The sequence below is a fragment of the Streptomyces showdoensis genome, from assembly GCF_039535475.1.
GTDB lineage: Bacteria > Actinomycetota > Actinomycetes > Streptomycetales > Streptomycetaceae > Streptomyces > Streptomyces showdoensis.
This window is the reverse complement of record NZ_BAAAXG010000026.1, coordinates 117,408-138,195: the sequence shown is the minus strand read 5'-3', so window position 1 is coordinate 138,195 and position 20,788 is coordinate 117,408. Positions and strand designations below refer to the sequence as shown.

Genomic DNA, 20,788 nt, shown 5'->3' with positions numbered 1-20,788 from the left:
CTTCCTCTCCGAGAGGTTCCGTCATGGAGACCCTGAAGCCCGAGACCCCTGAATTCGAACTGGTGAACACATGGGCCGGCCTCCCCGCCGCCCAGCAGCCCGAGTACCCCGACCCCGCCACCCTCCACCGCGTCACCCGCGAGCTCGCCTCCGCCCCGCCGCTCGTCTTCTCCGGCGAGTGCGACCGGCTCAAGGACCGGCTGGCCGCCGTCGCGCGCGGGGAGGCCCTGCTCCTCCAGGGCGGCGACTGCGCCGAGACCTTCGACCGGGTGTCGGCCGAGACCGTGCACAGCAAGCTCAACACCCTGATGCAGATGTCCGCCGTCCTCACCTACGCGGCCGCGATGCCCGTCGTGAAGGTCGGCCGCATCGCCGGCCAGTACGCCAAACCGCGCTCCCAGCCCACCGAGACCCGCGACGGCCTCACCCTCCCCACCTACCGCGGCGACGCCGTCAACGGCCTCGCCTTCACCGCCGAGGCCCGGGTCCCCGACCCGGAGCGGCTGCTGCGGATGTACCAGGCCTCCTCCAACACCCTCAACCTCGTCCGGGCGTTCACCGCCGGCGGCTACGCGGCGCTCGGCCAGGTCCACGAGTGGAACCGCGACTTCATCGCCGGCTCGCCGCTGCGCGAGCAGTACGAGGCCATCGCGAACGGCATCGACCGGGCGCTCAAGTTCATGGAGGCCACCGGCGCCAGCCCGCGCGCCTTCGACGACTCCGAGTTCTACGTCTCGCACGAGGGCCTGCTGCTGGACTACGAGGCCCCGCTCACCCGCCACGACCCCGACACCGGCCGGCTCTACGCCACCTCCGGGCACATGCTCTGGATCGGCGAGCGCACCCGCGACCTGGACGGCGCCCACGTCGAGTACTTCTCCCGGGTCGCCAACCCCATCGGCGTCAAGCTGGGCCCGAGCACCACCGCCGACACGGCGCTGCGGCTCATCGACCGGCTCGACCCCGACCGCGAGGCCGGCCGGCTCACCTTCGTCGTACGGCTCGGCGTCGGCACGGTGCACGAGGTGCTGCCCGAACTGGTCGAGAAGGTCACCGCCTCCGGCGCCCGGGTCGCCTGGGTCTGCGACCCGATGCACGGCAACACCGTCGGCGCGCCCTCCGGCCACAAGACCCGGCACTTCGACGACATCCTCGGCGAGGTGCGCGCCTTCTTCGAGGTCCACGGAGCCCTCGGCACCCACGCGGGCGGCATCCACGTCGAGCTGACCGGCGACGACGTCACCGAGTGCGTCGGCGGCGGCCACGACCTGGGCTTCCCCGACCTCTTCGACCGGTACGAGTCGGCCTGCGACCCGCGGCTCAACCGCAGCCAGTCGCTCGACCTGGCCTTCCTGGTCGCGGAGTTCCTGCACGGCGAGGAGACCGCATGACGGCCCGCGTGACGCCCGGCGCGGGGCCCGCTGCCTTCGTGAGGGAGGCAGCGGGCCCCGGGACCGCGGCGCACGCGGACGGGCTCCGCCGGACCGGACGGACCCGCCCCGCCCGACGGGCCCACCGGCTCAGCCCCGAGAAGGAGGAAGCATGAGCACCGCACGCGCCGAGCTCGGCCGGATCCGCGACAGCATCGACAACATCGACGCCGCCGTGGTGCACCTGCTCGCCGAGCGTTTCACCCACACCCGCCGGGTCGGCGAGCTGAAGGCCCGGCACGGCCTGCCGCCGGCCGACCCCGGGCGCGAGGCCCGGCAGATCGCCCGGCTGCGGAGCATCGCCGAGTCGGCACGGCTGGATCCGGAGTTCGCCGAGAAGTTCCTCAACTTCGTCGTGGCGGAAGTCATCCGGCACCACGAGTCGATCGCGCGACATGCGGCGGAACATCGAATTCCGGCCGTCCGTGAGGAGAGCGTTCCCGAGCCCGTCCTAGCGGAATATTGACATTCGCTTGGCGAAAACCGGCACAGCGTGCGCATGACCTGGGAAAGTGCGCACACACCTGAATCCCCTTCCGTTGTGACGAGCTTTCCGGCCAACGGAGAATCAAGGCCATGATCCGGCCCGATTCTCCGTGGCCGGCCTTTCTCCTCTCTCGTTCACGACGGACACCCGGCGTCTTCTTTCCGGGATCACCATGGGGGATTTCGTGATCAGTCGCAGAAACATGCTCAAGGCGGGCGTGGCCACCGGCGCGGTCGGCGCCGCGGGGCTGCTGATTCCGGCCACGGGCGGCTCCGCCCAGGCGTCCGACCTCGACCCGGTGAACATCCCCAAGTTCACCCAGCGCATGCCCCTCGCCCCGACGCTCGCCCCGTACTCCTCCACGGGCACCGCGGAGTACTACGCGATGACGATGAAGGAGGCGGACGTGGAGATCATCCCCGGCCGCCTCACCCGGGTCCGCACCTTCAACGGCAGCTTCCCGGGCCCGGTCATCCGCGCCAAGTCGGGCGTGCGGGCCGTGGTGCAGCAGACGAACAACCTCTCCGTCGCCACCTCCGTCCACCTGCACGGCGCGCACGTGCCGGAGGACAGCGACGGCGGCCCGATGGACCTCATCGCGCCCGGCGGCGGCACCAAGACGTACACGTACCCGAACCAGCAGCCGCACGCGAACCTCTGGTTCCACGACCACGCGCACCACCAGGAGTCCGAGAACGTCTTCCTCGGCCTCAGCGGCACCTACCTGCTCACCGACGACGTCGAGCAGGGCAACGTCCTGCCGAAGGGCGCGTACGACATACCGATCCAGCTGCGCGACGCCCGCTTCAACGACCAGGGCCAGCTCGTCTACGCCATGGACGACTTCCTCAACCGGAACGTCATCCTCGCCAACGGCAAGGCCTGGCCGTACTTCGAGGTGGCCCGCAAGCTGTACCGCTTCCGGATCTTCAACACCGCGAACATGCGGTACTTCAACCTCAGCCTGACCGGCAACCAGCCGTTCACGCTGATCGGCACCGACGGCGGACTGCTGCCCCGGCCGCAGGAGGTCACCAGTGTGATGCTCTCCCCGGGCGAGCGCGTCGACATCATGATCGACTTCTACGAGTACCCGCTGGGCACCACGCTGGAGCTCAAGAACGCGCCCGACGCCATGCCGGGCGGCCCCGCGGACGCGATCACCAAGGTGCTCCAGTTCCGCGTCACCGGCACGGGCAAGGAGTTCGGCACCATCCCGTACGACCTGCGCACCCTGCCGGCCCTCCCGCCGGCCACGGTGAACCGTTCCATCACGCTCAGCATGGACGAGAACGGCATGGCGTCGGACCTGGGCTACATCAACGGCCTGGTCTACGACATGAACCGGGTCGACACCCAGATCGCCTACGGCAGCACGGAGATCTGGACCGTCACCAACGCCAACAAGATCATCCCGCACAACTTCCACATCCACCTGGTGCAGTTCAGGGTGCTGGAGCGCAACGGGGTGCCGGTGACCTCGGGGCCGGAGGTCGGGCTCAAGGACACGGTCAACCTGAACCCGGGGGAGACGGTCAAGATCCAGGCCACGTTCACCGGTTACCGGGGCACGTACCTCTACCACTGCCACATCTTCGACCACGCGGCGATGGGCATGATGGCCACCATGAAGATCGTCTGACCGGTCGCGCGGCCGGGGCCGGGGCCGGGGGCCGTCGGGACGCGTGCGGGGCGACGGGGCGGCACCCGCCGCCCCGTACGCGCGTCGGCCCCGGCCCGTACACGCGCGTCAGCCGCGTACTGGCGTCAGCCGCGTGCGGGCGTCAGTCCCCCTGCACGCGTCAGTCGCCCCGTACCGTCCGTCTCACTCCGCGTCGAAGGTCCGGCGCGACATGCTGATGTACTCGCGGTGCTGCTCGGACCACTTGATCAGCGAGCCCACCTCCGTGGACAGGGTGTGCCCGACCGGCGTCAGCTCGTAGTCGACGCGCGGCGGCGTGCTGGGCGTGACCGTCCTGATCACCAGGCCGTCGCGCTCCAGGCTGCGCAGCGTGAGCGTCAGCATGCGCTGGGAGATCCCGTCGATCGAACGGCGGAGCTCCGAATAGCGCCGGGGGCCGTCCCCCAGGATCGCCATGATCAGAACGCTCCATTTGTCGCCGACCCGGTCCAGCACATCACGCAGCTGACAGATGGCCAGACCCTCGCTGACCTGGTCAGGAACATTCATGTGCGTTGCGATCTTTGAAGTGCCGTCTTCTGCCACCCCTGCAGCATCGCCCAGAATTCTTGTGGAAACAAGAAGTAACCAGCGCACTGTTTGTGCGCGGCTTTGCCGCGCCCCGCACCGGAGGAAAACCATGGCCGTCGATCTGAGCGTTCTGCCCCCGCGCAAGGGGCCCCGTCCCGAGACGACCGGCCGGGAGATTCCGCACGACCAGCTCGAGGACTTCTCCCCGCCGGAGATCCGTGACGCCCTGGTGGAGCGCGCCCAGCGACTGCCGGGCGTCTTCACCAGCCCGAGCCTGGTCTCCGAGCCCGGCTCGCTCGCCCTGCGGCTGAACCGGAGCAACCGGCCCTTCCTGGCCTTCCTGCACCCGTCGGTCGACGAGTTCGGGCACATCCACCGGTCGGGGTTCATGCACCTCGCGGTGCCGGTCGAGGCCCTGCCGGCGCTCACCGAGCTCGGCTGGATCGAGCCGCACCCCATCACCCGGCGCGCGGAGTTCCCGGACAGCATCGTGATGCTCTACGCGCCGCGCGACGAGGACGAGCTGGAGGTCGCGTTCACCGTGCTGCAGGCCTCGTACGAGCAGGCCGTGGCCTGACGGAGGCCCCGCGAGCCCCCCGGCCCCGCCCGGCCGCTCCCTTCCACGGATCCATCGTTCTTCCGCTCAGTGAGAAAGAGGAAACACCCATGCGTGCAGTGACCATCGAGGAATTCGGCGCCGCCCCCACCGTCACCGAGGTGGACAAGCCGGTCCCCGGCCCCGGCGAGATCCTGGTCAAGGTCAGTCACTCCTCCCTCAACGGCTTCGACGGCGCCGTCATCTACGGCTTCCTCAAGGACGTCCTGGAGCACAAGTTCCCGGTGACCCTCGGCAAGGACTTCGCCGGCACGGTCGAGGCCGTCGGCGAGGGCGTCGGCCGCGCCGCCGGCCAGCGGGTCTTCGGCGTCGTGATGAAGCCGGTCGTCCAGGACGGCGCCCTCGCCGAGTACGTGGTGGTGGGCGAGGGCTACGGCATCGCCGCCGCCCCCGAGGGCCTGGAGTCCGCCCACGCCGGCGCGCTCGGCCTGGCCGGCTCGGCCGCCGTCGGCGTGGTCGACGCGCTCGCCCCGCAGCAGGGCGAGACGGTGCTGGTCATCGGCGCGACCGGCGGCGTCGGCGCGTACGCGGTGCAGCTCGCCGCCAAGACCGGCGCGACCGTCATCGCGACCGCCAAGCCGGGCGCGGAGACCGAGTTCGTGAAGGGCCTCGGCGCCACCCACGTCGTCGACCACACCGCCGACCTGGCCGCCCAGGTCCACGCGCTCTCCCCGGGCGGGGTGCACGCCGCGGCCCACCTGGCCGGCGACCCGGGGGCCGCCGTCGCGCTGGTCGCCGCGGGCGGCCGCCTCGCCTCCACGCTGGGCTTCGGCCCCGAGGCCGCCACCGAGCTCGACATCACCGTCACCTCCGTGATGGCCAACCCCGACCCGGCCACCCTGGAGCGCCTCGCCGACGCGGTCGTCTCCGGCGCCCTGACGGTGCCGATCGCCGAGACGTACGGCCTGGACGCGGTCGGCCAGGGCTTCGCCGCCTTCGGCGCGGGCACGGTCGGCAAGATCGGCGTCTCCGTCGCCTGACACCCGCACCACGGGCGTGCGGGGTGGCCGGGTCCGCGGGACCCGGTCACCCCGCACGGCGGACCCGCCCCGGCCCGTACCGCCGCCCCACCCGCACGCACGCACGCCCTACAGCAAGGCACTACCTCCGCCCGTACGACGACACGCAGCCAGAGCCCCGGAGACTTCCCCATGGACGCACCCACCAGCGCCGCCACCGAGCAGCGAGAGCCCGACTTCGGCCGGATGTTCGAGATGGTCACCAGTTTCTGGGTGGCCCGCGCCGTGCACGCCGGCACCGTGCTCGGGCTGCCCGACCACGTCGCCGCGCGGCCCCGGACCTCCGCCGAGCTCGCCACCGTCACCGGCACCGACCCGCGCTCCCTGCACCGCCTGCTGCGCGCGCTCGCCGGCGTCGGCGTCCTGAGCGTCGACGAGGAGGGCCGCTACACGACCACGGCCCTCGGCGACACCCTGCGCACCGACGTGCCCGGCTCCCTCGCCTCCTTCGTCCAGTTGGAGCTCGGCGCCGCGCACCACGGCACCTGGGGCCTGCTGGCCGACTCGGTACGCACCGGACAGCCGGTCTTCGAGGCCGCGTCGGGTCACCCGATCTGGGAGTACTTCGAGCGCACGCCGGAGCTGGCCGACCACCTCGGCAAGGCCATGACCGGACTGACCGCGATGGTCGCGGACGCGGTCCTGGAAGTCTTCGACTTCTCCTCGTACGGAACGGTCGTCGACGTCGGCGGCGGCGAGGGCGGCTTCCTGAGCGCGATCCTCGGCGCCCACCCGGGGACCTCGGGCATCGTGTTCGACCTGCCGCACGTGGTGGCCAACGGCCGCGCCCGGATCGCCGACGCGGGCCTCGCGGACCGCTGCGAACTGGTCGGCGGCAGCTTCTTCGAGAAGGTCCCCGAGGGCGGCGACCTCTACACGATGAAGTGGGTCCTGCACGACTGGAACGACGAATCCAGCATCGAGATCCTCAAGTCCGTGCGGCGCGTGATGCCGGCCGACGGACGGCTCCTGGTGGTGGACACGGTCGTCCCGGAGGGCGGCGGCTTCTCGCCGAGCAAGATCATCGACCTCAACATGATGGTGCTCAGCGGCGGTCAGGAGCGCACGGCGGAGGAGTTCCGCACCCTCCTCGACGCGGCGGGCTTCACGCTCACGCGGATCCTGCCGACGGCGTCGCCGAGCAGCGTGATCGAGGCGATCCCGACCCGCTGAACGCACGCGGGGCGAGGCCTCGACCCGTACCCGTACGGCGTCACCACGACCTCTCCGCCCACCCCGCCCGCACCCTGTTCCTCACCCGCACCCTGATCCCCATCCCCACCCTGATCCCCAACCCCAACCCCAACCTCATCCGTTCAAGGAGCAACCGTGTTCATCGCATACGTCGTCCTGGCGATCCTGGTCTCGCTGGTCCTCCTCGGATCGGCGCGCGGCAAGCTGGTGCGCGACGAGAAGATCGTCGCCGGCATGCAGAAGGTCAACGTCCCGGACAGCTGGCTGCCCCGGCTCGCCACGCTGGAGATCCTGGGCGCGATCGGCCTGATCGCGGGCATCTGGGTCCGCCCCCTGGGCATCGCGGCCGGTGTGGGCGTCGTCCTCTACTTCCTCGGCGCGATCGTCACGCACATCCGCGCCAAGGACGGCAAGGGCGCCCCGGTCCCCGCGGTCCTCGCGCTGCTCGCCGCCGCGCCGGTCCTCCTCGGCCTCGCCGCCAACTGAGCGCCCGCGGGCTTCGCCCGGCAACTCCCCACTCCCGTAAGCCAGTAGCCCTGTATCCCTGTAACCCTGTAAGCCCGTAGTGCCGTAAGCCCGCAGTGCCGTGACCCCGCAATCCCGCACCGCCGCAAGGAGGAGTCCCATGACCGCCGCCACCGAGACCCCGACCCCGGTCGACTTCTGGTTCGACCCGCTGTGCCCGTGGACCTGGCTCACCTCGCGCTGGCTGGTGGAGGTGGAGCGGCAGGGCCTCGTCGAGATCCGCTGGAATGTCATGAGCCTGGCAATTCTCAACCAGGACCGGATCGACCAGATCCCTGAGCAGTTCCGGGAGCTGCTGGGCCCGAAGGGCTGGCGCCCGGTGCGCGCGCTGGTCGCGGTCAAGGACAAGTTCGGCAACGAGGCGGCCGGGCGGCTCTTCGCCGAGCTGGGCGCCCGCTTCCACCCCGGCGGGCAGGGCCCCGAGCTCGACGTGATCCGCGAGGCGCTGGAGGCGGCGGGGCTCCCGGACGGGGCGGCGGCCGAGCTCATCGCGTACGCGGAGAACGACACGTACGACGGTGAGGTCCGCGAGTCCCACGAGGCGGGCCAGGCGGCGGTGGGCGAGGAGGCCGGCAGCCCGGTCCTCGCGGTGCCGGGCCCCGAGGGGGAGCCGCTGGGCTTCTTCGGCCCGGTCATCTCGCGGGTGCCGCGGGGGGAGGCGGCCGCGCGGCTGTGGGAGGCGACGCGACTGGCGGCGTCGGTGCCCGGCTTCGCGGAGTTCAAGCGGGCGAGGGTGTCGGGCCCGGTCTTCGACTGAGCCCCCGCCCGCCCCCGCGGCAGCCCTGCACCACCCTGCGCGACCCCGCACCACCCCAGCACCCCCCAGCACCACCCCCGTACCACCCCCGTATCGCCCCTGTACGACCCTCAGGGCGGTCAGCTCCCCGCATACCGGACGGAGTTGGCCGCCCTTCGGACAACTGATGGTCAAATTCTTGTTGCGCACCTGTCATTAACGCTCGTTCGCTGGCACGCTCGCTGCTCGCACCACCCCCCACACCCCCCCCACGCTTCACAGCGAAGGAGCACGCGTGACCCGCCAGCAGTCCTCGCACCGCCGTACCACCGTCCGCGCCGCCGCCCTGATCGCCTCGGCCGCCATGGTCGTCGTCGGAGTCCAGTCCGGCTCCGCCAGCGCCGATGCCCAGCGCGAGGCCGGGGCGACCGCCCTCGTCCTCAGCACCTCGCAGCGCGCGGCCGCGATCCACGAGGCCCAGGCGGACGCCGCGGGCACCGCCGAGTCCATCGGCCTCTCCGCCCAGGAGAAGCTGGTCGCCCGCGACGTCGTCAAGGACGCGGACGGCACCGTCCACACCCGCTACGAGCGCACGTACGCGGGCATCCCGGTCCTCGGCGGCGACCTCGTCGTGCACCAGAAGAAGAACGGCGCCCGCTCCACCACCAAGGCGACGCAGGCCTCGATAGCCGTGGCCGACACGGCCCCGGCGCTGTCCGCCGCGGTGGCCGGCAAGTCGGCCGTGGCGTCCTCGGGCGCGAAGTCGGCGGCGGCCTCCTCGGCCCGCAAGGTGATCTGGGCCGCGAGCGGCAAGCCGGTCCTGGCGTGGGAGACCGTGGTCACGGGCACCCAGGCCGACGGCACGCCGAGCCGCCGCCACGTCGTCACCGACGCGACCAGCGGCAAGGAGCTGTTCGCGTACGAGTCCATCGAGACGGGCGTCGGCAACACCGAGTACAGCGGCCAGGTCACCCTGGGCACCGCCCCCTCGTACTCCCTCAACGACACGGCCCGCGGCGGTCACAAGACGTACGACCTGGCCGGCGGCACGTCCGGCACGGGCACGCTCTTCACCAACTCCACGGACGTGTGGGGCAACGGCCTGGCGACCAACCGCGAGACGGCCGCCGCCGACGCCCACTACGGCGCGGCCGTGACGTGGGACTTCTACAAGAACGAGCTGGGCCGCAACGGCATCCGCGGCGACGGCGTCGCGGCGTACTCGCGGGTCCACTACGGCAACGCGTACGTCAACGCGTTCTGGGACGACTCGTGCTTCTGCATGACGTACGGCGACGGCACCGGCAACACCCACCCGCTGACCTCGCTTGACGTGGCGGGCCACGAGATGTCCCACGGCCTGACCTCCTCCACGGCGAACCTGCGCTACAGCGGCGAGTCCGGCGGCCTGAACGAGGCGACGTCCGACATCCTCGGCACGTCGGTGGAGTTCTACGCGGCGAACGGGTCGGACGTCGGCGACTACCTCATCGGCGAGAAGATCGACATCAACGGCAACGGCACCCCGCTGCGCTACATGGACAAGCCCAGCAAGGACGGCAAGTCCGCGGACTACTGGTCGAAGTCGGTCGGGCGCCTGAACGTGCACTACTCGTCGGGCCCGGCGAACCACTTCTTCTACCTGCTCTCCGAGGGCAGCGGGACGAAGACGATCAACGGGGTGACCTACAACTCCCCGACGTACGACAGCTCCACCCTCACGGGCATCGGCCGCCAGAAGGCCTACAAGATCTGGTACAAGGCCCTGTCCACCTACATGACCTCGTCCACCGGCTACTCGGGCGCGCGTACGGCCACCCTCTCGGCGGCCTCGGACCTGTACGGGTCCGGCAGCGCGGAGTACAACGCGGTGGCGGCGGCGTGGAAGGCGATCAACGTCAAGTAGCGCCGGGCGCCGGGGAGGGCCGCGCGGCATCCGGACCGCCGAACGGCCCTCCTCCGTTCTCCCCGAGGCGATCACTCGCCGTGGTGCACCTCTCCGGTCATGGCGTCCATGGAGGGGTGCATCTTCATGGGCCCGTAGTCGTCCACGTCCGAAGGCCGGGGCTTCTCGGGCCCGTCCGGGCCGAAGCGGACGATGCGCTCGACCCGGCAGATCCGGAAGAGCCGGTCGTCGACCTTGAGCTCGTCGGCGCGGCCGGCGGCCCGGTACTTCTCGGCGATGCGCGCGTACCGCTCCCGCTTGGTCTCGCCATACTTGTGGAGCAGCGGCCAGATCCGGACCAGCGCGTCGTAGAGGAACCAGCGGGCGTCGTGCGGGGTCGGCATCAGCGCCCCCTCGGGCCGCCAGGTGTCGCCGGTCCGCTCGACGACGCCGAAGGTCACGGGCATGAGCGCGATCTCGGGATGCCGGACGACCGCCCGCCGGGAGTCCTCGCGGACGGCGGCGGGGTAGCGCTTCCCTGCGTACTCGAAGCTCCGCAGCCCGAGCCGCAGCGCCTCGGACATGAGCCCGCGCTCCCGGAACGGATCGAGGACGAACCCGACGTCCGGCGAATCGGCCGGCTGCCGGTCGTCCCAGTACCGTTCGAGCGGCTCGACATCGGTGGGCCGCGGCGGCTCCAGCCCGTCGGGCCCGCTCCGCGCGAGCTCGTCGCCCCGCACGATCCGGTACCGCTCGTCGAGCACCTCCACCTCGTCGACGGCCTCCCGCTCCAGGACGGCAACCGCGGCGAGCAACTCCCGCCGCACCCCGGGATCGTCGGTGTCGTCCTTGGCCCGGAACCACAGCTTGGAGTTCAGACCGTCCCGCGAGATCTGCGGCATCCCGTCCTGCAACGGCGTCACCATCCGCCAGACCCCGTCCGCCTTCCGCTGCACGGCCACCCCGAACAGGGCACCGCGCACGGCGAGCGACGGATACCGCAGGGACGCCTGCACGGCATCGGCCTCGCTTACCCAGGCGACGGGATCCCCACTGATCACGAGATCCCGCTTCATCCGCTCCAGTCGTAGCTTCCAGTCATCACTCATGCGCGCATTGTGGCGCCGGGGGAGGGGGGCCCGGCCAGGCTTCCAAAAGAACGACCGGCGCAGTTGGGTTGCCCGGGGGGCGCTCACCCCACCCACCCCGGCCCCCGACACCACAACACGCCGCCCGCTCCGGCGCATACTCCGGACATGGACCTGTCCGACGAAGGCGCGGAGCTCGACAACCGGTGGGCGGAGGCGGCCACCAACGTGTGCGGCGTGGTCCGCAACCACCGCGACGCATCGACCGTGGCCGCCCGGTTCGTCCGAGCGGGCTGGAGCTCCTCGTCGTCGTCCTGGTCCGGCTATGAGGTGGAGACCAGTTGGTGCCGGCTGGAGATCGAGCCGGTCGACGGCACGGACCTCTTGCTCAACGGCTTCGTCGACCCCGCCCGCCTCGACGACCTGAGCCGCCTCCTCGGCGCCCCGCACGCACTCGAACTCCACGCCGAGGACGGCACCCTGCTCCACGAACTCACCGGCTGACACCGGCGCGACACCCACCCGCGCATACAACAAGACCCCGCACTCAGCGTTTCCGCTGACCACGGGGTCTGTCTGGCACTTCCTGCGAAGTGCCCCCGGCAGGATTCGAACCTGCGCACACGGCTCCGGAGGGCGCGTGCGCGGACCACATCCCCGCAGGTCAGAGAGGAGCTGGCAGGTTTACGCGCGGAACTGGTCCACAGGCAGGCCGCGAGAGTCGTCTGTCGGGTCCTGTCGGAGAGTCTGGCCCCTTGCCTGCGCCGCAGGACGGGATCTTAGAGGCCTGATAAGGGGAGGCACCTAGTCACGCTGGGGAGGTTAAGGGAGAAGTCCGGGACTCGTGCACTTGAAGCTCTTACGTTCAGGCCAGATGGCGGCGCACCCTTGAGTCGCGAGGAGGGATGCCAAGTCCGCACGAGGCTCTGATGGCAGCAGCACGGCCCGGCTAGCAGGAGTGACGAACCTGCTGTAGTCGGCAAGTTGCCCAATGGCCATTCTGAGGTTCTCCCGAGTCACGCTCCCCTTGGCTTCAACAAGGAGCTCCAGATCCTCAACATAGAGATCAGTCAGCAAGGGACGCGTTTCTCCCGGAGGGAGAATGCGGTGGCGGCAAATGTGATGCCCCTTTGATCGCATGTAGTCGCTGAACTGGAGCACCAACTTAGCCTCACGGCGTTCCGCCTCGTACGGCTCGCGACTTGGTTCGACGAACGATCTTTCGGTTTCGTGCTGCTCGACATCGATGCGGGCGACCACGTCCGACTGGCTCCGCAGTAGTCGCCCCACCTTGGTGCCGGGTTCTTGAGGGGGTGTGTCGATCGGCTGTAGCCGGAAGACTATGACCTTGCGCAGCGGGCCACCGCCTGTTTCAGGGGCATCGGCCTCGTACCAACCGCTGACTTGGAACTGGCCGAGGTAGACGACGCTTCCTCTGGCGCCCTGGAAAACGCGCAGTGCCCGGCCTTCAGTGCGGTGGTTGAGGATGCTGGCGTTACCCGAGAGCATCCGCTGATCCCCGTACTGCCCTTCGCCGCTGTAGTGGAAGAGCCCGTCAGGCATCCACCCGTCGTAGTAGCCGTGCTTCTCGCCGGCGATTGGGTCGGTGAAGATCAACACGTTTGGCGTCTTCGCAGAGGGGCCGATGCCGCCCTGTGTCCTGCCTCCGTACTGCGCATGCAGCTTTTTGCGCTCGATCGAGTCCCCAGGGTTGAGGCTCCACTCGGTGGCTGCGGGTGTCTCAGGTGCCACTCCCAGCATGCGTGCCTCCTTGCGCTTAATCGATCTACTAGGACAGGTCGTAGGGTACGCTACCGTCCGGTGTCCGAATCGGATGCCAGAAAACAGCATCCGATTCGGACCAGGAGATGGATCTTCAGCGCTGTCGCCAGGTGAGTTTCGGAGTAGCGGAAGGCGAGCGCCTTGGCAACTCGTTCGATAGGCGGAATCGGGCCAACTTGCCGCAATCGGATCCGGGCGGAGGGCTTGCCGGAGGGTTACGAGAGGAGTGATGTGATCGCTACATTGAGCGATCCGTGGCTGGGGTCTGGTGGGTCTTTGGTGCGAGTGGCCTCGCTGCGTGATCGATCGTTATCAAACTGCAACCTTGGCGAGTTGCGATTGGTTGGCTCGAAGGTGGTAGCCAGTAAGGCGGGCATGCGAGATGCTTGGGCGTAGGGGAGAAATGGCCTTCGGCAGGAAGCGTCGCCGTGAGCTGATCAATGACGATCAGGTGCTCTCGCAGTACGGCAGCAACAAGCGTCCGGTGGGGGGGTCCCGCCTTTCGCTCCCGACCTCGGGACGGTATCGACAGAGGGGGGATCTCGTTGATTCGCGGCTCTGTAGCAGCCAGTGACGCTCACGGCATCGTCGGACTGCAGGCACCGCGTGCCGGTGATGGAGTGAGGCGGACATCCGCGGGAATACTTCGTGTAGCTGGGTTCACTGTTGAGCACGACCCCACGCAAGCGAACCCTGACCACGTCCGGGTGATGCTTCCTCGCGGTGAGTGGACAGATCAGCATGCGAAGCAGTTCGATGGGTGCTTCACTGAGGGTCCGGAGTGGCACGGAGAGGAGGAGTCAACGTGACTGAGCGTATCGAGTTGGAGCTGGGAGCGAGGCCGTGGGCGCCTTCTCGGGCAATGCGCATGGTTCACGAGCTCAACTTCTACGACATGCCCACTGAGGGGATCCTCAAGAAGCGATTCCGGCCGGCCTACTACTTCTTCGCCTGTGTTGACGGTGTAGCTACGGAGTACAACCTCTGGGTGTACACCCGCATCAGCAGGGCGGAGGCGCAGCGCCTGAAGAGGCTGAGGTCGGATGATCTTCGGCGCTTCGAAGCGCGGTTGCTCGTCGATCGAAAGCTGACTGTCGCGGTTGCGAATGAGGATCAAGGGATCCTGCATCGAGCGTTGGTAACAGTCAGCGATCCTCTGCGGGTCGAAGAGTCGAAGATTGCCTCCCAAGCGTGGCAGACCGTTCAAGAGGACATTAAGGCGGAGGCCGGCGCGATCGCCCGCATGGCCTACTGCTAGAGCTTGGTGACGGCGGACGCTCGCTGGCTTGGCTTCAGAATTCTGGTAAAGCACGTTCCGCGGCGCCCCACCTGTAGGTGGGGCGCTGGCGTATGGCCCGTTTCGGTGTCCCTAGCCGGCGCTGGACCCACTATCTGTAGCTACGAAAACTCCAACTCTCATCCCGTCTGCCGTCGGCCCACACACCGTGGAGCAGGCGCGGTGCCGGGCGTCCAGGTGGAGCGCGCCACTGTACGAACGACCTGGACGCCCGGTGCCGTGTCTGCTCGGCTCTGCCTGGGCCGACGGCAGACGGGATGGGAGTTCCCCCACCGCCACACCCCACCGGCCGGCACCCGCGTACGGCGCCCCTGCCATCCCGGAGCCGGAGCGCCCCCGCCGGAGGCATCCCTCTTTGACGGTCACCCGTCTCCCTCCAGCCCATCCTTCTGTTGCCTGCGCCCTCGCGATGGGCGGGCATCCCGCATGGCCGGTACGTGTGATCGCTTGCTGATGGCTCGGACGCTTACCTGCTCGGCGTGGTCTCGTCCCGGCCGTGAAGGAGGGCTGCTCCTGGTGCCGGTTGTCGGGGGTGGGGTGTTGTGCTCGGTCCGGCGCATGTTCTTGCGGGTCAAAGCGTGAAGCGGATCACCCCGTGGCAACTTGAGGTGGCGCGGGGCCGGGGCGGGGGCGGAGCGGGCCGCAGGCAGGAGCGCAGGCCCCAGTCCCGAGTCCGCGCCGGCCCGCTGTGCGGGCCGGTGGGGTGTGATTCGTAGCGAGCGGCTGGGACAGCCGACTGGCCTGCGCGCCGGATGCCCGTAGGGCAAGAGCCCCCGCCTCCGGCCACCGTGTACGGGGGGCTGGGTCCGTGCAGGGCGGTCGTGGAGGTTGATCGCGAACGGGGCGGGAGCGTCGGATGCCGCGGGCGGTGGTGCGGCACTACGTGGCCCGGAAGCTGTGGGGTCTGGCCCCCGGCATCTGTCGGGCGCGAGGAAGCGCAACGAGGCTCCTCCCCCCTTCCCGCCCGGAAGGGCGGGCCTTGATGAGGTAGAGAAACCTGTAACAGCTCCCTCTCTAGGGGTGGATGTACGCGATCGTCGCGTCGTCGTGCTGCTTGCTTCGGGGCCATCGACTGAGGGTGGGATCGGACTGCTCCGCCTTGCGGACTTCCCGGATCGCGTGGCCGGGGCTGCTGCGGGTGAGTAGATCCAGAAGACCTTGCCAGTCGGTCTCGTGGAACGTGGTCACGAGCCGCGCCGCACCGTCGGTCAACAGTGCTGCTCGTTGGACGTTGCCAGCGCGCTCGACGCCGGTGAGGGCCTGGCGTGCTGCTATCGGGTCCGCTGCTGCCACCCAGTACCCGCCTGGCGTGTTCCGGAGACCGCGTTCTTCCCTGACGAGGGCCTGATGGGCCTTCTTTCGCTCCTCCGACTCCGGAACCGTCGCTGAGAGAGCTCCGCGGGCTCGCAATGCCACTTGCGCGAGGCGGTCATCCGTTACGGCCGTGACCACCCCGCCCTTCTCCATGAGGACCGTGCAGTCCCCCAACACGAGCCAGTCGAAAAGGTCGCCCCGCACCCGCGCCGCTGCAACTGTCGCGGACGGCGAGAGCGGATCGTCGATAGCGCAGGTGTCCCGATGGGCGTCCGCCGTGGACTTGATCGCCGCGGCAAGGCAGTCGGCAAGGGGGAGCTCCTGCCGGGTCGCCTCGGCGTGGAAGCGGGCACCCAGGTGCTTCACGTACCAGGTGACTCCGTGCTTGCACCCCGACTCCATGCCGGGAGCCATGCCGGCGCCGTCCAGGACCACGACAACGGCTGGGCTGGATAGTACGAAGTCCTCGTTGGGCGCGTGGGGGACGTGCGGCGCTGGCCTGGCGGACCTGCACGCTAGGGCGCTTCGTGAAGCAGGATGCCGCTCAAGGCCCGGCTGCTGGTGATCGTCTTGGCGCCCGGCTCATAGTCGGCGGTGATCACCGTGGAGAACGGCTTTGTGCCGGCCTGCTTGTAGACGTCGGCCATGTTCTCGGCGAGGAAGTGGGCCACTCCTAGTGAGCCGACCGCGTGGATACCCGCGATCAGGAGGAAGGTGCCCTGGCCATCGGGGCGGGGGAGCCTGCCGAGATAGGCGATGTCCGTAGGCGCGGGGTCGTCGGGGTCGTCGCTGGGCGAGGTGTGGACGGTACCGCTGTCCCGTTCGATCAGGGCCCAACGCCCGTCGGGCAGGGTCTCGAAGGACAACCTCGGGTCCCGCGCCAGGGCTTCGGCGGTCACTGGTGACGTCTTGGGGCCGCAGACGACGATGAGGTCGTCGTGGTTGAGGTCGATCTCGCCCGTGGTCGGGATATAGCCCAGGTCCCCTTCGAGCTGGAGCTGATGCGCCAGCGCCAGTAGCTTCTGGCCCGTGGAGCTGTCTTCGAGCGCCACGTAGTCCCGCTCGCCCGGCCGCATCGGAACGAGCACCTGCACATGCTCCGTGCCGAGGAACGCCCGCTCCGGCGGCGGACCGGCGTCCTTGAGCTGGGCAACGCGAGCCCGGCTCACGCCCATCAACTTCGCCACGTCCGCCATTGAATGTCCGTGGTCGCGGAGCCAAGCGATGCTCTCCTTGCGCATGCGCGACGTCTCGACAACGGCCGCTTGGAGATCCCCCATCAGCTCCACGGCTGCCTTCACGCGCAGTGCGTGATCTTGCATGGCGGCGACGCGCCGCACTTCGTCAATCACCTCGAACACCTCGCGGAACCGGACGGGGGAGTGTCTTCATACCCAACATGCTAAGGGGGGGTTGACACATCGCACCAGTCGCGTGCATCTTGGGGTGGTAACCCCCCCTTAACGGAGTGGGATTCGACGCTCGGGCTGTTAAGCCCCCCTTACCGGGAGAGTGGACATGCCGTCCTTCAAGATCGATCTTTCGACCGCCGTGGTGTTCGTGGCGACCGCGCCGACGCCGAAGCTGGTGAGCAAGCAGACCGGTGAGAGGGCCGTGGACCGGGAGACCGGTGCGGGGCTGTCCACGGTGGGTCTGCTGATCTCGGACGAGGGGGAGGGCAACTTGTACCAGGTGACCGTCCCGGAGACGGGTCTCCCGGAGGGCCTGACGCCGGGCACCGCGGTGTCGGTGATCGGGCTCAAGGCCAGGGACTGGGAGAACACGTTCAACGGCCAGACCCGCCACGGCATCTCGTTCCGCGCCGTCGCCCTTACGGCCGGGGTCTGACCGTGACGGACCTGTCGACGTTATGGGAGGTCGGCCTCCCTCTGGCTGGTGCGGGCGGTGGGCTCGGGGTCGCGAAGGTTCGCGCTCCCCGCGTCTACTGGTCGCTGGTCGGACTGCCGGTCGCTCGGGTGCGGTTCGCGATGACGTACCGCTCGACGATGGACGTGTGCGGGCTGACGGTGCAGCCGTCCCGCCTGCGGGCGTTCATGGTCCGCACGGTCGCCCGACGCGGTGACGTGCAGCCGGTGCCGCCGAAGGTCCGCCGGGTGCGGGGCTCGTCGACTGGGATGCGGGTCACTCTCCGTCTCCCCGCTGGTCTGGAGCCCGCCGACGTGATGGCCTCCTCGGAGCGGCTGCGGCACGCCTGGGGCGTCCACTCCGTGAACGTGGTGGAGACCAAGCCCGGGTACGTCGAGCTGCGGATGACCGGCTACGACGTGCTGCGGCGGGTGAAGATGCCGCGCCGGAAGCGCTCCTTGGGGCCGTTGACGGTCCCGGTCGCGCTGCGGGAGGACGGCACCGCGTTCGTCCGGGACTACCTGAAGGTCCCGCACGCGCTGACGCTCGGCGCCAATCAGTCGGGCAAGTCCATGTATCAGCGCAACTTGATCGCCGGGCTCGCCCGCCTCGATGTCGCGCTCGTCGGGATTGACTGCAAGCGCGGTGTCGAGCAGCGCGGGTACGCGCCTCGGCTCTCCGCCTTCGCGATCACGCCCGATGAAGCGTCCGGCGTTCTGGATGCTCTCGTGGGGGAGATGGAAGAGCGCTTCGACCTGCTCAGCGAGCATGGTGCCGCTGACATCTGGGCCCTGCCCGAGAAGGTCCGCCCGGTGCCGATTGTGCTCCTGGTCGATGAGGTGGCGGAGCTGTTCCTCGTCACGGGGAAGAAGGACGAAGAGCGCCGGGACCGGATGGTCACGCAGATGATCCGGCTCGGGCAGATGGCCCGCGCGGCCGGAATCTTCCTGGAGATCTGCGGGCAGCGCTTCGGCTCCGACCTCGGCAAGGGCGCCACCACCCTGCGCGCCCAGCTCACGGGCCGTGTCGTGCACCGGGTCAACGACAAGCAGACCGCCGACATGGGCTTGGGCGACATCGCCCCGGACGCGGTGGTCGCGGTGACGACGATCCCGCCCGACAAGCCCGGCGTCGCGGTCGCCGGTGACTCCTCCGGCGGCTGGTCCCGCATCCGCACCCCCGAACTGACCGCGACCGAGGCTGCCGCGATCTGCACCGAGTACGCGCACCTCACCCCGGCTCTCCCGGCCCTTGCGCCGTACCGGCCGGTCATCCCCGCTCAGGCCCCGCCGGTGGAGTCCATTCCGCTGGTGAAGCCGGTCCCGGCAACGGACTAGCGGAGCTCTCTTCCTCCTCGGTCGGCGTGACCGTCTCACGCCAGGTCCCCACCCGACCCATGCCCGAAACCGAAGGGAACCGCCCGTGAGCACTACCAAGAAACCCCCGGCCCCGCGCCGCCGCACGACCAAGGCCGCGTCCGCCCCGCCGTCCTGCGGCACCTGCGCCGGCACGGGGGAGACCACGACTGCCGTCCGGGTCGGGCGCAAGCGGCGGGAGATCGGCGCCACTCAGACCGCGCTGTGCCCGGACTGCTTCGGCACCGGCACCGCCTGACCCGAAAGGAGGCGGACCGGTGTCCCGCACCCTCCGCTTCGACGCCGTCCTCATTCAGGCCGTCATCGCCGGGGCCCTGTCCTTCGCCCACCTGCACGATCTGGCTGCGGCGGCCGGACAGGACGGCTGGAAGGCGTGGGCCTACCCCGTCAGCGTCGACCTGCTCCTCGTCGCCGCCTGGCGCCGGATGCGGACCAACTCCGGCAACGGCGAAGCCTGGCTGTGGTTCGCCATCGCTCTGACCGCATCCCTCGGCGCCAACATCGCCACCGCCGGACTCCTCGACATGAACAACGTCCCGGCCTGGCTGCGCATCCTCGTCGCCGGATGGCCCGCCCTCGCCTTCCTCGGCGGCACCCTCCTCGCCCACGCACACACCCCCGAACCCAAGCACGAACCCACCCCGGCCGTCGAGGACGTACCGCTCTCCGGGCCGCCGGTCGTGGACCTTGCCGTCGAGCGGGTTCACGAACCTGCCCCCGAACTCCCGCCGGCCGAACCCGAGCCGGAAGAAGTGAAGCCGGATGAGGAGGCGCATTACCTCCCGGCGAAGCCCGCTCCCGTGGCGCCCGCGGTGACTGTTCCGCCCGCACTGCTCGACCACGCCCGGAAGATCGCGGACACCCACCAGGAACAGACCGGCGCCCCGATCGACGCAGCCACCCTGCGCGCTCGCCTTGGAGTCCCGGCCCCGCTGGCCGACGCGATCACCGTCCAACTCGCCTAACCCGAAAGGAGATTGACCTCGTGCGCCCGAACCGCTTCTACAACGTCATCCGCATCGGACCGGTGCAGGTCGGCACCCACCGCGACCGCCTGGGCCGGACCAAGCACACCGCCGTGTGCACCGCCCCCGGCTGCGACTTCGCCACCGCCCCGTACGCCAGCCGCGCGGCGGCCGAACTCGCCGCCCGCACCCACCGCTGCAACCCCCGCTGATTCGAAGGAGCACCTTCTCGTGGACGTTCCGCTCTGGCTCGCCCTGATCGTCGTCGGCGCCCTCGGCATCAAGCTCATCCGCCCGCCCTGGTGGCTCGTCGCCGTGATCCTCCTCGGCGGCTACCTCCTCGCCGACAGCATGATCGCCCCGCTCATCGACCCGATCAACAAGTAGGGAGAACCGCCATGCTCCGACCCCGCATCCCGGTCAACCCGCTCCCGACCGGCATCGTCACCCCGCTCATCCACCCCACGCCCGCCCCCACCGCGGACATCGAGCTGCACCACACCTCCGAGCTCATGGACTGCGGCCACAACCACAGCCACAGTCAGGCTCCGGCCCCGGTCACCCCGGCCCGGTCCACGGTCCAGCTCACCCCCGGCAGCGCGCTCGCCCTCGTGGCCGGCGGCGGTGCCGTGGTCCTGGTCGTCGGCGCCGTCCTCGTCTCCATGCTCCTCGCGGTCGCCATCACCGCCACCTCGGTCGCCGTGTGCGCCGTCGTCCTCCGCTCCCTGCTCAACCAGGAAAGGAACCGCTGACATGGGCCTCTTCAGCCGCAAGACCAACGACACCCCGGCCAACCCGCAGATGGCCGAGCTGGGCCGCGAGTTCGCCATCGCCCGCCGCCACGGCGACCGCAAGACCATGCGCCGCATCGGCTGCGAGTACACCAACACCGCCTCCACCGACGCCGACGCCGCCTCGTTCCAGCAGGGCCAGAACGCCTACGACTCCATCCCGCCCATCAAGCCCGCCCGGAACCGCCGGAAGAGCCGGTGACCG

General features: G+C 69.7%; 23 protein-coding genes and 1 pseudogene. 19 read left to right on the top strand and 5 right to left on the bottom strand.

Annotated features, from left to right (window positions below; genetic code table 11):
• Nucleotides 1–23 precede the first annotated feature (23 nt).
• From ABD981_RS13205 to ABD981_RS13195, 3 genes are all read left to right on the top strand, one after another.
• The gene (locus ABD981_RS13205) at nt 24–1,391 is read left to right on the top strand and encodes a class II 3-deoxy-7-phosphoheptulonate synthase (protein ID WP_046909106.1); all 1,368 of its coding nucleotides are present in this window, start codon (nt 24–26) and stop codon (nt 1,389–1,391) included.
• 151 nt (nt 1,392–1,542) lie between these two features.
• Nucleotides 1,543–1,896, top strand: a complete 354-nt coding sequence (locus ABD981_RS13200) for a chorismate mutase (RefSeq protein WP_046909107.1) — start codon at nt 1,543–1,545, stop codon at nt 1,894–1,896.
• A gap of 205 nt (nt 1,897–2,101) precedes the next feature.
• The gene (locus tag ABD981_RS13195; protein ID WP_046909193.1) at nt 2,102–3,559 is read left to right on the top strand and encodes a multicopper oxidase domain-containing protein; all 1,458 of its coding nucleotides are present in this window, start codon (nt 2,102–2,104) and stop codon (nt 3,557–3,559) included.
• 183 nt (nt 3,560–3,742) lie between these two features.
• Here ABD981_RS13195 and ABD981_RS13190 read toward each other — a convergent pair whose 3' ends face one another.
• The gene (locus ABD981_RS13190; RefSeq protein WP_046909108.1) at nt 3,743–4,108 is read right to left on the bottom strand and encodes a winged helix-turn-helix transcriptional regulator; all 366 of its coding nucleotides are present in this window, start codon (nt 4,106–4,108) and stop codon (nt 3,743–3,745) included.
• 130 nt (nt 4,109–4,238) lie between these two features.
• Here ABD981_RS13190 and ABD981_RS13185 point away from each other — a divergent pair, with 130 nt between their 5' ends.
• The 6 genes from ABD981_RS13185 (at nt 4,239) to ABD981_RS13160 (ending at nt 10,125) form a co-directional block, all read left to right on the top strand.
• Nucleotides 4,239–4,706 carry a luciferase domain-containing protein gene (locus tag ABD981_RS13185; RefSeq protein WP_046909109.1) on the top strand — a complete coding sequence of 156 codons (468 nt, stop codon included), beginning with the start codon at nt 4,239–4,241 and terminating at the stop codon, nt 4,704–4,706.
• A gap of 89 nt (nt 4,707–4,795) precedes the next feature.
• Nucleotides 4,796–5,725 (top strand): NADP-dependent oxidoreductase, encoded by a 930-nt coding sequence (locus ABD981_RS13180; protein WP_046909110.1) that lies wholly within the window; start codon nt 4,796–4,798, stop codon nt 5,723–5,725.
• Between the two features lie 171 nt (nt 5,726–5,896).
• Entirely contained in the window at nt 5,897–6,937 is a 1,041-nt protein-coding gene (locus tag ABD981_RS13175) for a methyltransferase (RefSeq protein WP_046909111.1), read from the top strand.
• A gap of 156 nt (nt 6,938–7,093) precedes the next feature.
• The gene (locus ABD981_RS13170) at nt 7,094–7,444 is read left to right on the top strand and encodes a DoxX family protein (protein WP_046909112.1); all 351 of its coding nucleotides are present in this window, start codon (nt 7,094–7,096) and stop codon (nt 7,442–7,444) included.
• A gap of 139 nt (nt 7,445–7,583) precedes the next feature.
• The gene (locus tag ABD981_RS13165) at nt 7,584–8,240 is read left to right on the top strand and encodes a mycothiol-dependent nitroreductase Rv2466c family protein (protein ID WP_046909113.1); all 657 of its coding nucleotides are present in this window, start codon (nt 7,584–7,586) and stop codon (nt 8,238–8,240) included.
• Between the two features lie 274 nt (nt 8,241–8,514).
• On the top strand, nt 8,515–10,125 hold the full coding sequence (locus tag ABD981_RS13160; RefSeq protein ID WP_046909114.1) for a M4 family metallopeptidase: 1,611 nt from the start codon (nt 8,515–8,517) through the stop codon (nt 10,123–10,125).
• A 71-nt stretch (nt 10,126–10,196) separates the two neighbouring features.
• Here ABD981_RS13160 and ABD981_RS13155 read toward each other — a convergent pair whose 3' ends face one another.
• Entirely contained in the window at nt 10,197–11,213 is a 1,017-nt protein-coding gene (locus ABD981_RS13155; RefSeq protein WP_345529230.1) for a DUF5954 family protein, read from the bottom strand.
• Between the two features lie 147 nt (nt 11,214–11,360).
• Between ABD981_RS13155 and ABD981_RS13150 the strand changes: the two genes are divergently transcribed.
• Nucleotides 11,361–11,696 (top strand): hypothetical protein, encoded by a 336-nt coding sequence (locus ABD981_RS13150; protein WP_046909116.1) that lies wholly within the window; start codon nt 11,361–11,363, stop codon nt 11,694–11,696.
• A gap of 318 nt (nt 11,697–12,014) precedes the next feature.
• Here ABD981_RS13150 and ABD981_RS13145 read toward each other — a convergent pair whose 3' ends face one another.
• Nucleotides 12,015–12,953, bottom strand: a complete 939-nt coding sequence (locus tag ABD981_RS13145) for an SRA domain-containing endonuclease (RefSeq protein WP_046909117.1) — start codon at nt 12,951–12,953, stop codon at nt 12,015–12,017.
• Nucleotides 12,954–13,779: 826 nt separating this feature from the next.
• Here ABD981_RS13145 and ABD981_RS13140 point away from each other — a divergent pair.
• On the top strand, nt 13,780–14,232 hold the full coding sequence (locus ABD981_RS13140) for a hypothetical protein (protein ID WP_046909118.1): 453 nt from the start codon (nt 13,780–13,782) through the stop codon (nt 14,230–14,232).
• A gap of 1,053 nt (nt 14,233–15,285) precedes the next feature.
• Here the strand turns inward: ABD981_RS13140 and ABD981_RS13135 are convergent.
• Together ABD981_RS13135 and ABD981_RS13130 are read right to left on the bottom strand one after the other, a co-directional pair.
• Nucleotides 15,286–16,035: pseudogene (locus tag ABD981_RS13135) on the bottom strand (protein phosphatase 2C domain-containing protein); the annotation flags it as partial.
• A 65-nt stretch (nt 16,036–16,100) separates the two neighbouring features.
• Nucleotides 16,101–16,946 carry a sigma-70 family RNA polymerase sigma factor gene (locus ABD981_RS13130; RefSeq protein WP_123954683.1) on the bottom strand — a complete coding sequence of 282 codons (846 nt, stop codon included), beginning with the start codon at nt 16,944–16,946 and terminating at the stop codon, nt 16,101–16,103.
• 157 nt (nt 16,947–17,103) lie between these two features.
• Here ABD981_RS13130 and ABD981_RS13125 point away from each other — a divergent pair, with 157 nt between their 5' ends.
• The 8 genes from ABD981_RS13125 to ABD981_RS13090 all read left to right on the top strand — a co-directional run bounded on the left by ABD981_RS13125 (nt 17,104) and on the right by ABD981_RS13090 (nt 20,785).
• On the top strand, nt 17,104–17,433 hold the full coding sequence (locus tag ABD981_RS13125) for an SCO3933 family regulatory protein (protein ID WP_046909120.1): 330 nt from the start codon (nt 17,104–17,106) through the stop codon (nt 17,431–17,433).
• Nucleotides 17,434–17,435: 2 nt separating this feature from the next.
• Nucleotides 17,436–18,788 carry an FtsK/SpoIIIE domain-containing protein gene (locus tag ABD981_RS13120; protein ID WP_046909121.1) on the top strand — a complete coding sequence of 451 codons (1,353 nt, stop codon included), beginning with the start codon at nt 17,436–17,438 and terminating at the stop codon, nt 18,786–18,788.
• Nucleotides 18,789–18,873: 85 nt separating this feature from the next.
• On the top strand, nt 18,874–19,065 hold the full coding sequence (locus tag ABD981_RS13115) for a hypothetical protein (RefSeq protein ID WP_046909122.1): 192 nt from the start codon (nt 18,874–18,876) through the stop codon (nt 19,063–19,065).
• A gap of 19 nt (nt 19,066–19,084) precedes the next feature.
• Entirely contained in the window at nt 19,085–19,792 is a 708-nt protein-coding gene (locus ABD981_RS13110) for a DUF2637 domain-containing protein (protein ID WP_046909123.1), read from the top strand.
• A gap of 20 nt (nt 19,793–19,812) precedes the next feature.
• Nucleotides 19,813–20,004, top strand: coding sequence for a mobile element transfer protein (locus ABD981_RS13105; RefSeq protein ID WP_046909124.1), 192 nt, complete (start codon nt 19,813–19,815; stop codon nt 20,002–20,004).
• 19 nt (nt 20,005–20,023) lie between these two features.
• Nucleotides 20,024–20,179: a hypothetical protein gene (locus tag ABD981_RS13100; protein ID WP_165590964.1), complete on the top strand. Its 156-nt coding sequence runs from the start codon at nt 20,024–20,026 to the stop codon at nt 20,177–20,179.
• A gap of 11 nt (nt 20,180–20,190) precedes the next feature.
• The gene (locus tag ABD981_RS13095; RefSeq protein ID WP_046909125.1) at nt 20,191–20,544 is read left to right on the top strand and encodes a hypothetical protein; all 354 of its coding nucleotides are present in this window, start codon (nt 20,191–20,193) and stop codon (nt 20,542–20,544) included.
• Nucleotide 20,545: 1 nt separating this feature from the next.
• Entirely contained in the window at nt 20,546–20,785 is a 240-nt protein-coding gene (locus tag ABD981_RS13090) for a hypothetical protein (RefSeq protein WP_046909126.1), read from the top strand.
• Nucleotides 20,786–20,788 lie beyond the last annotated feature (3 nt).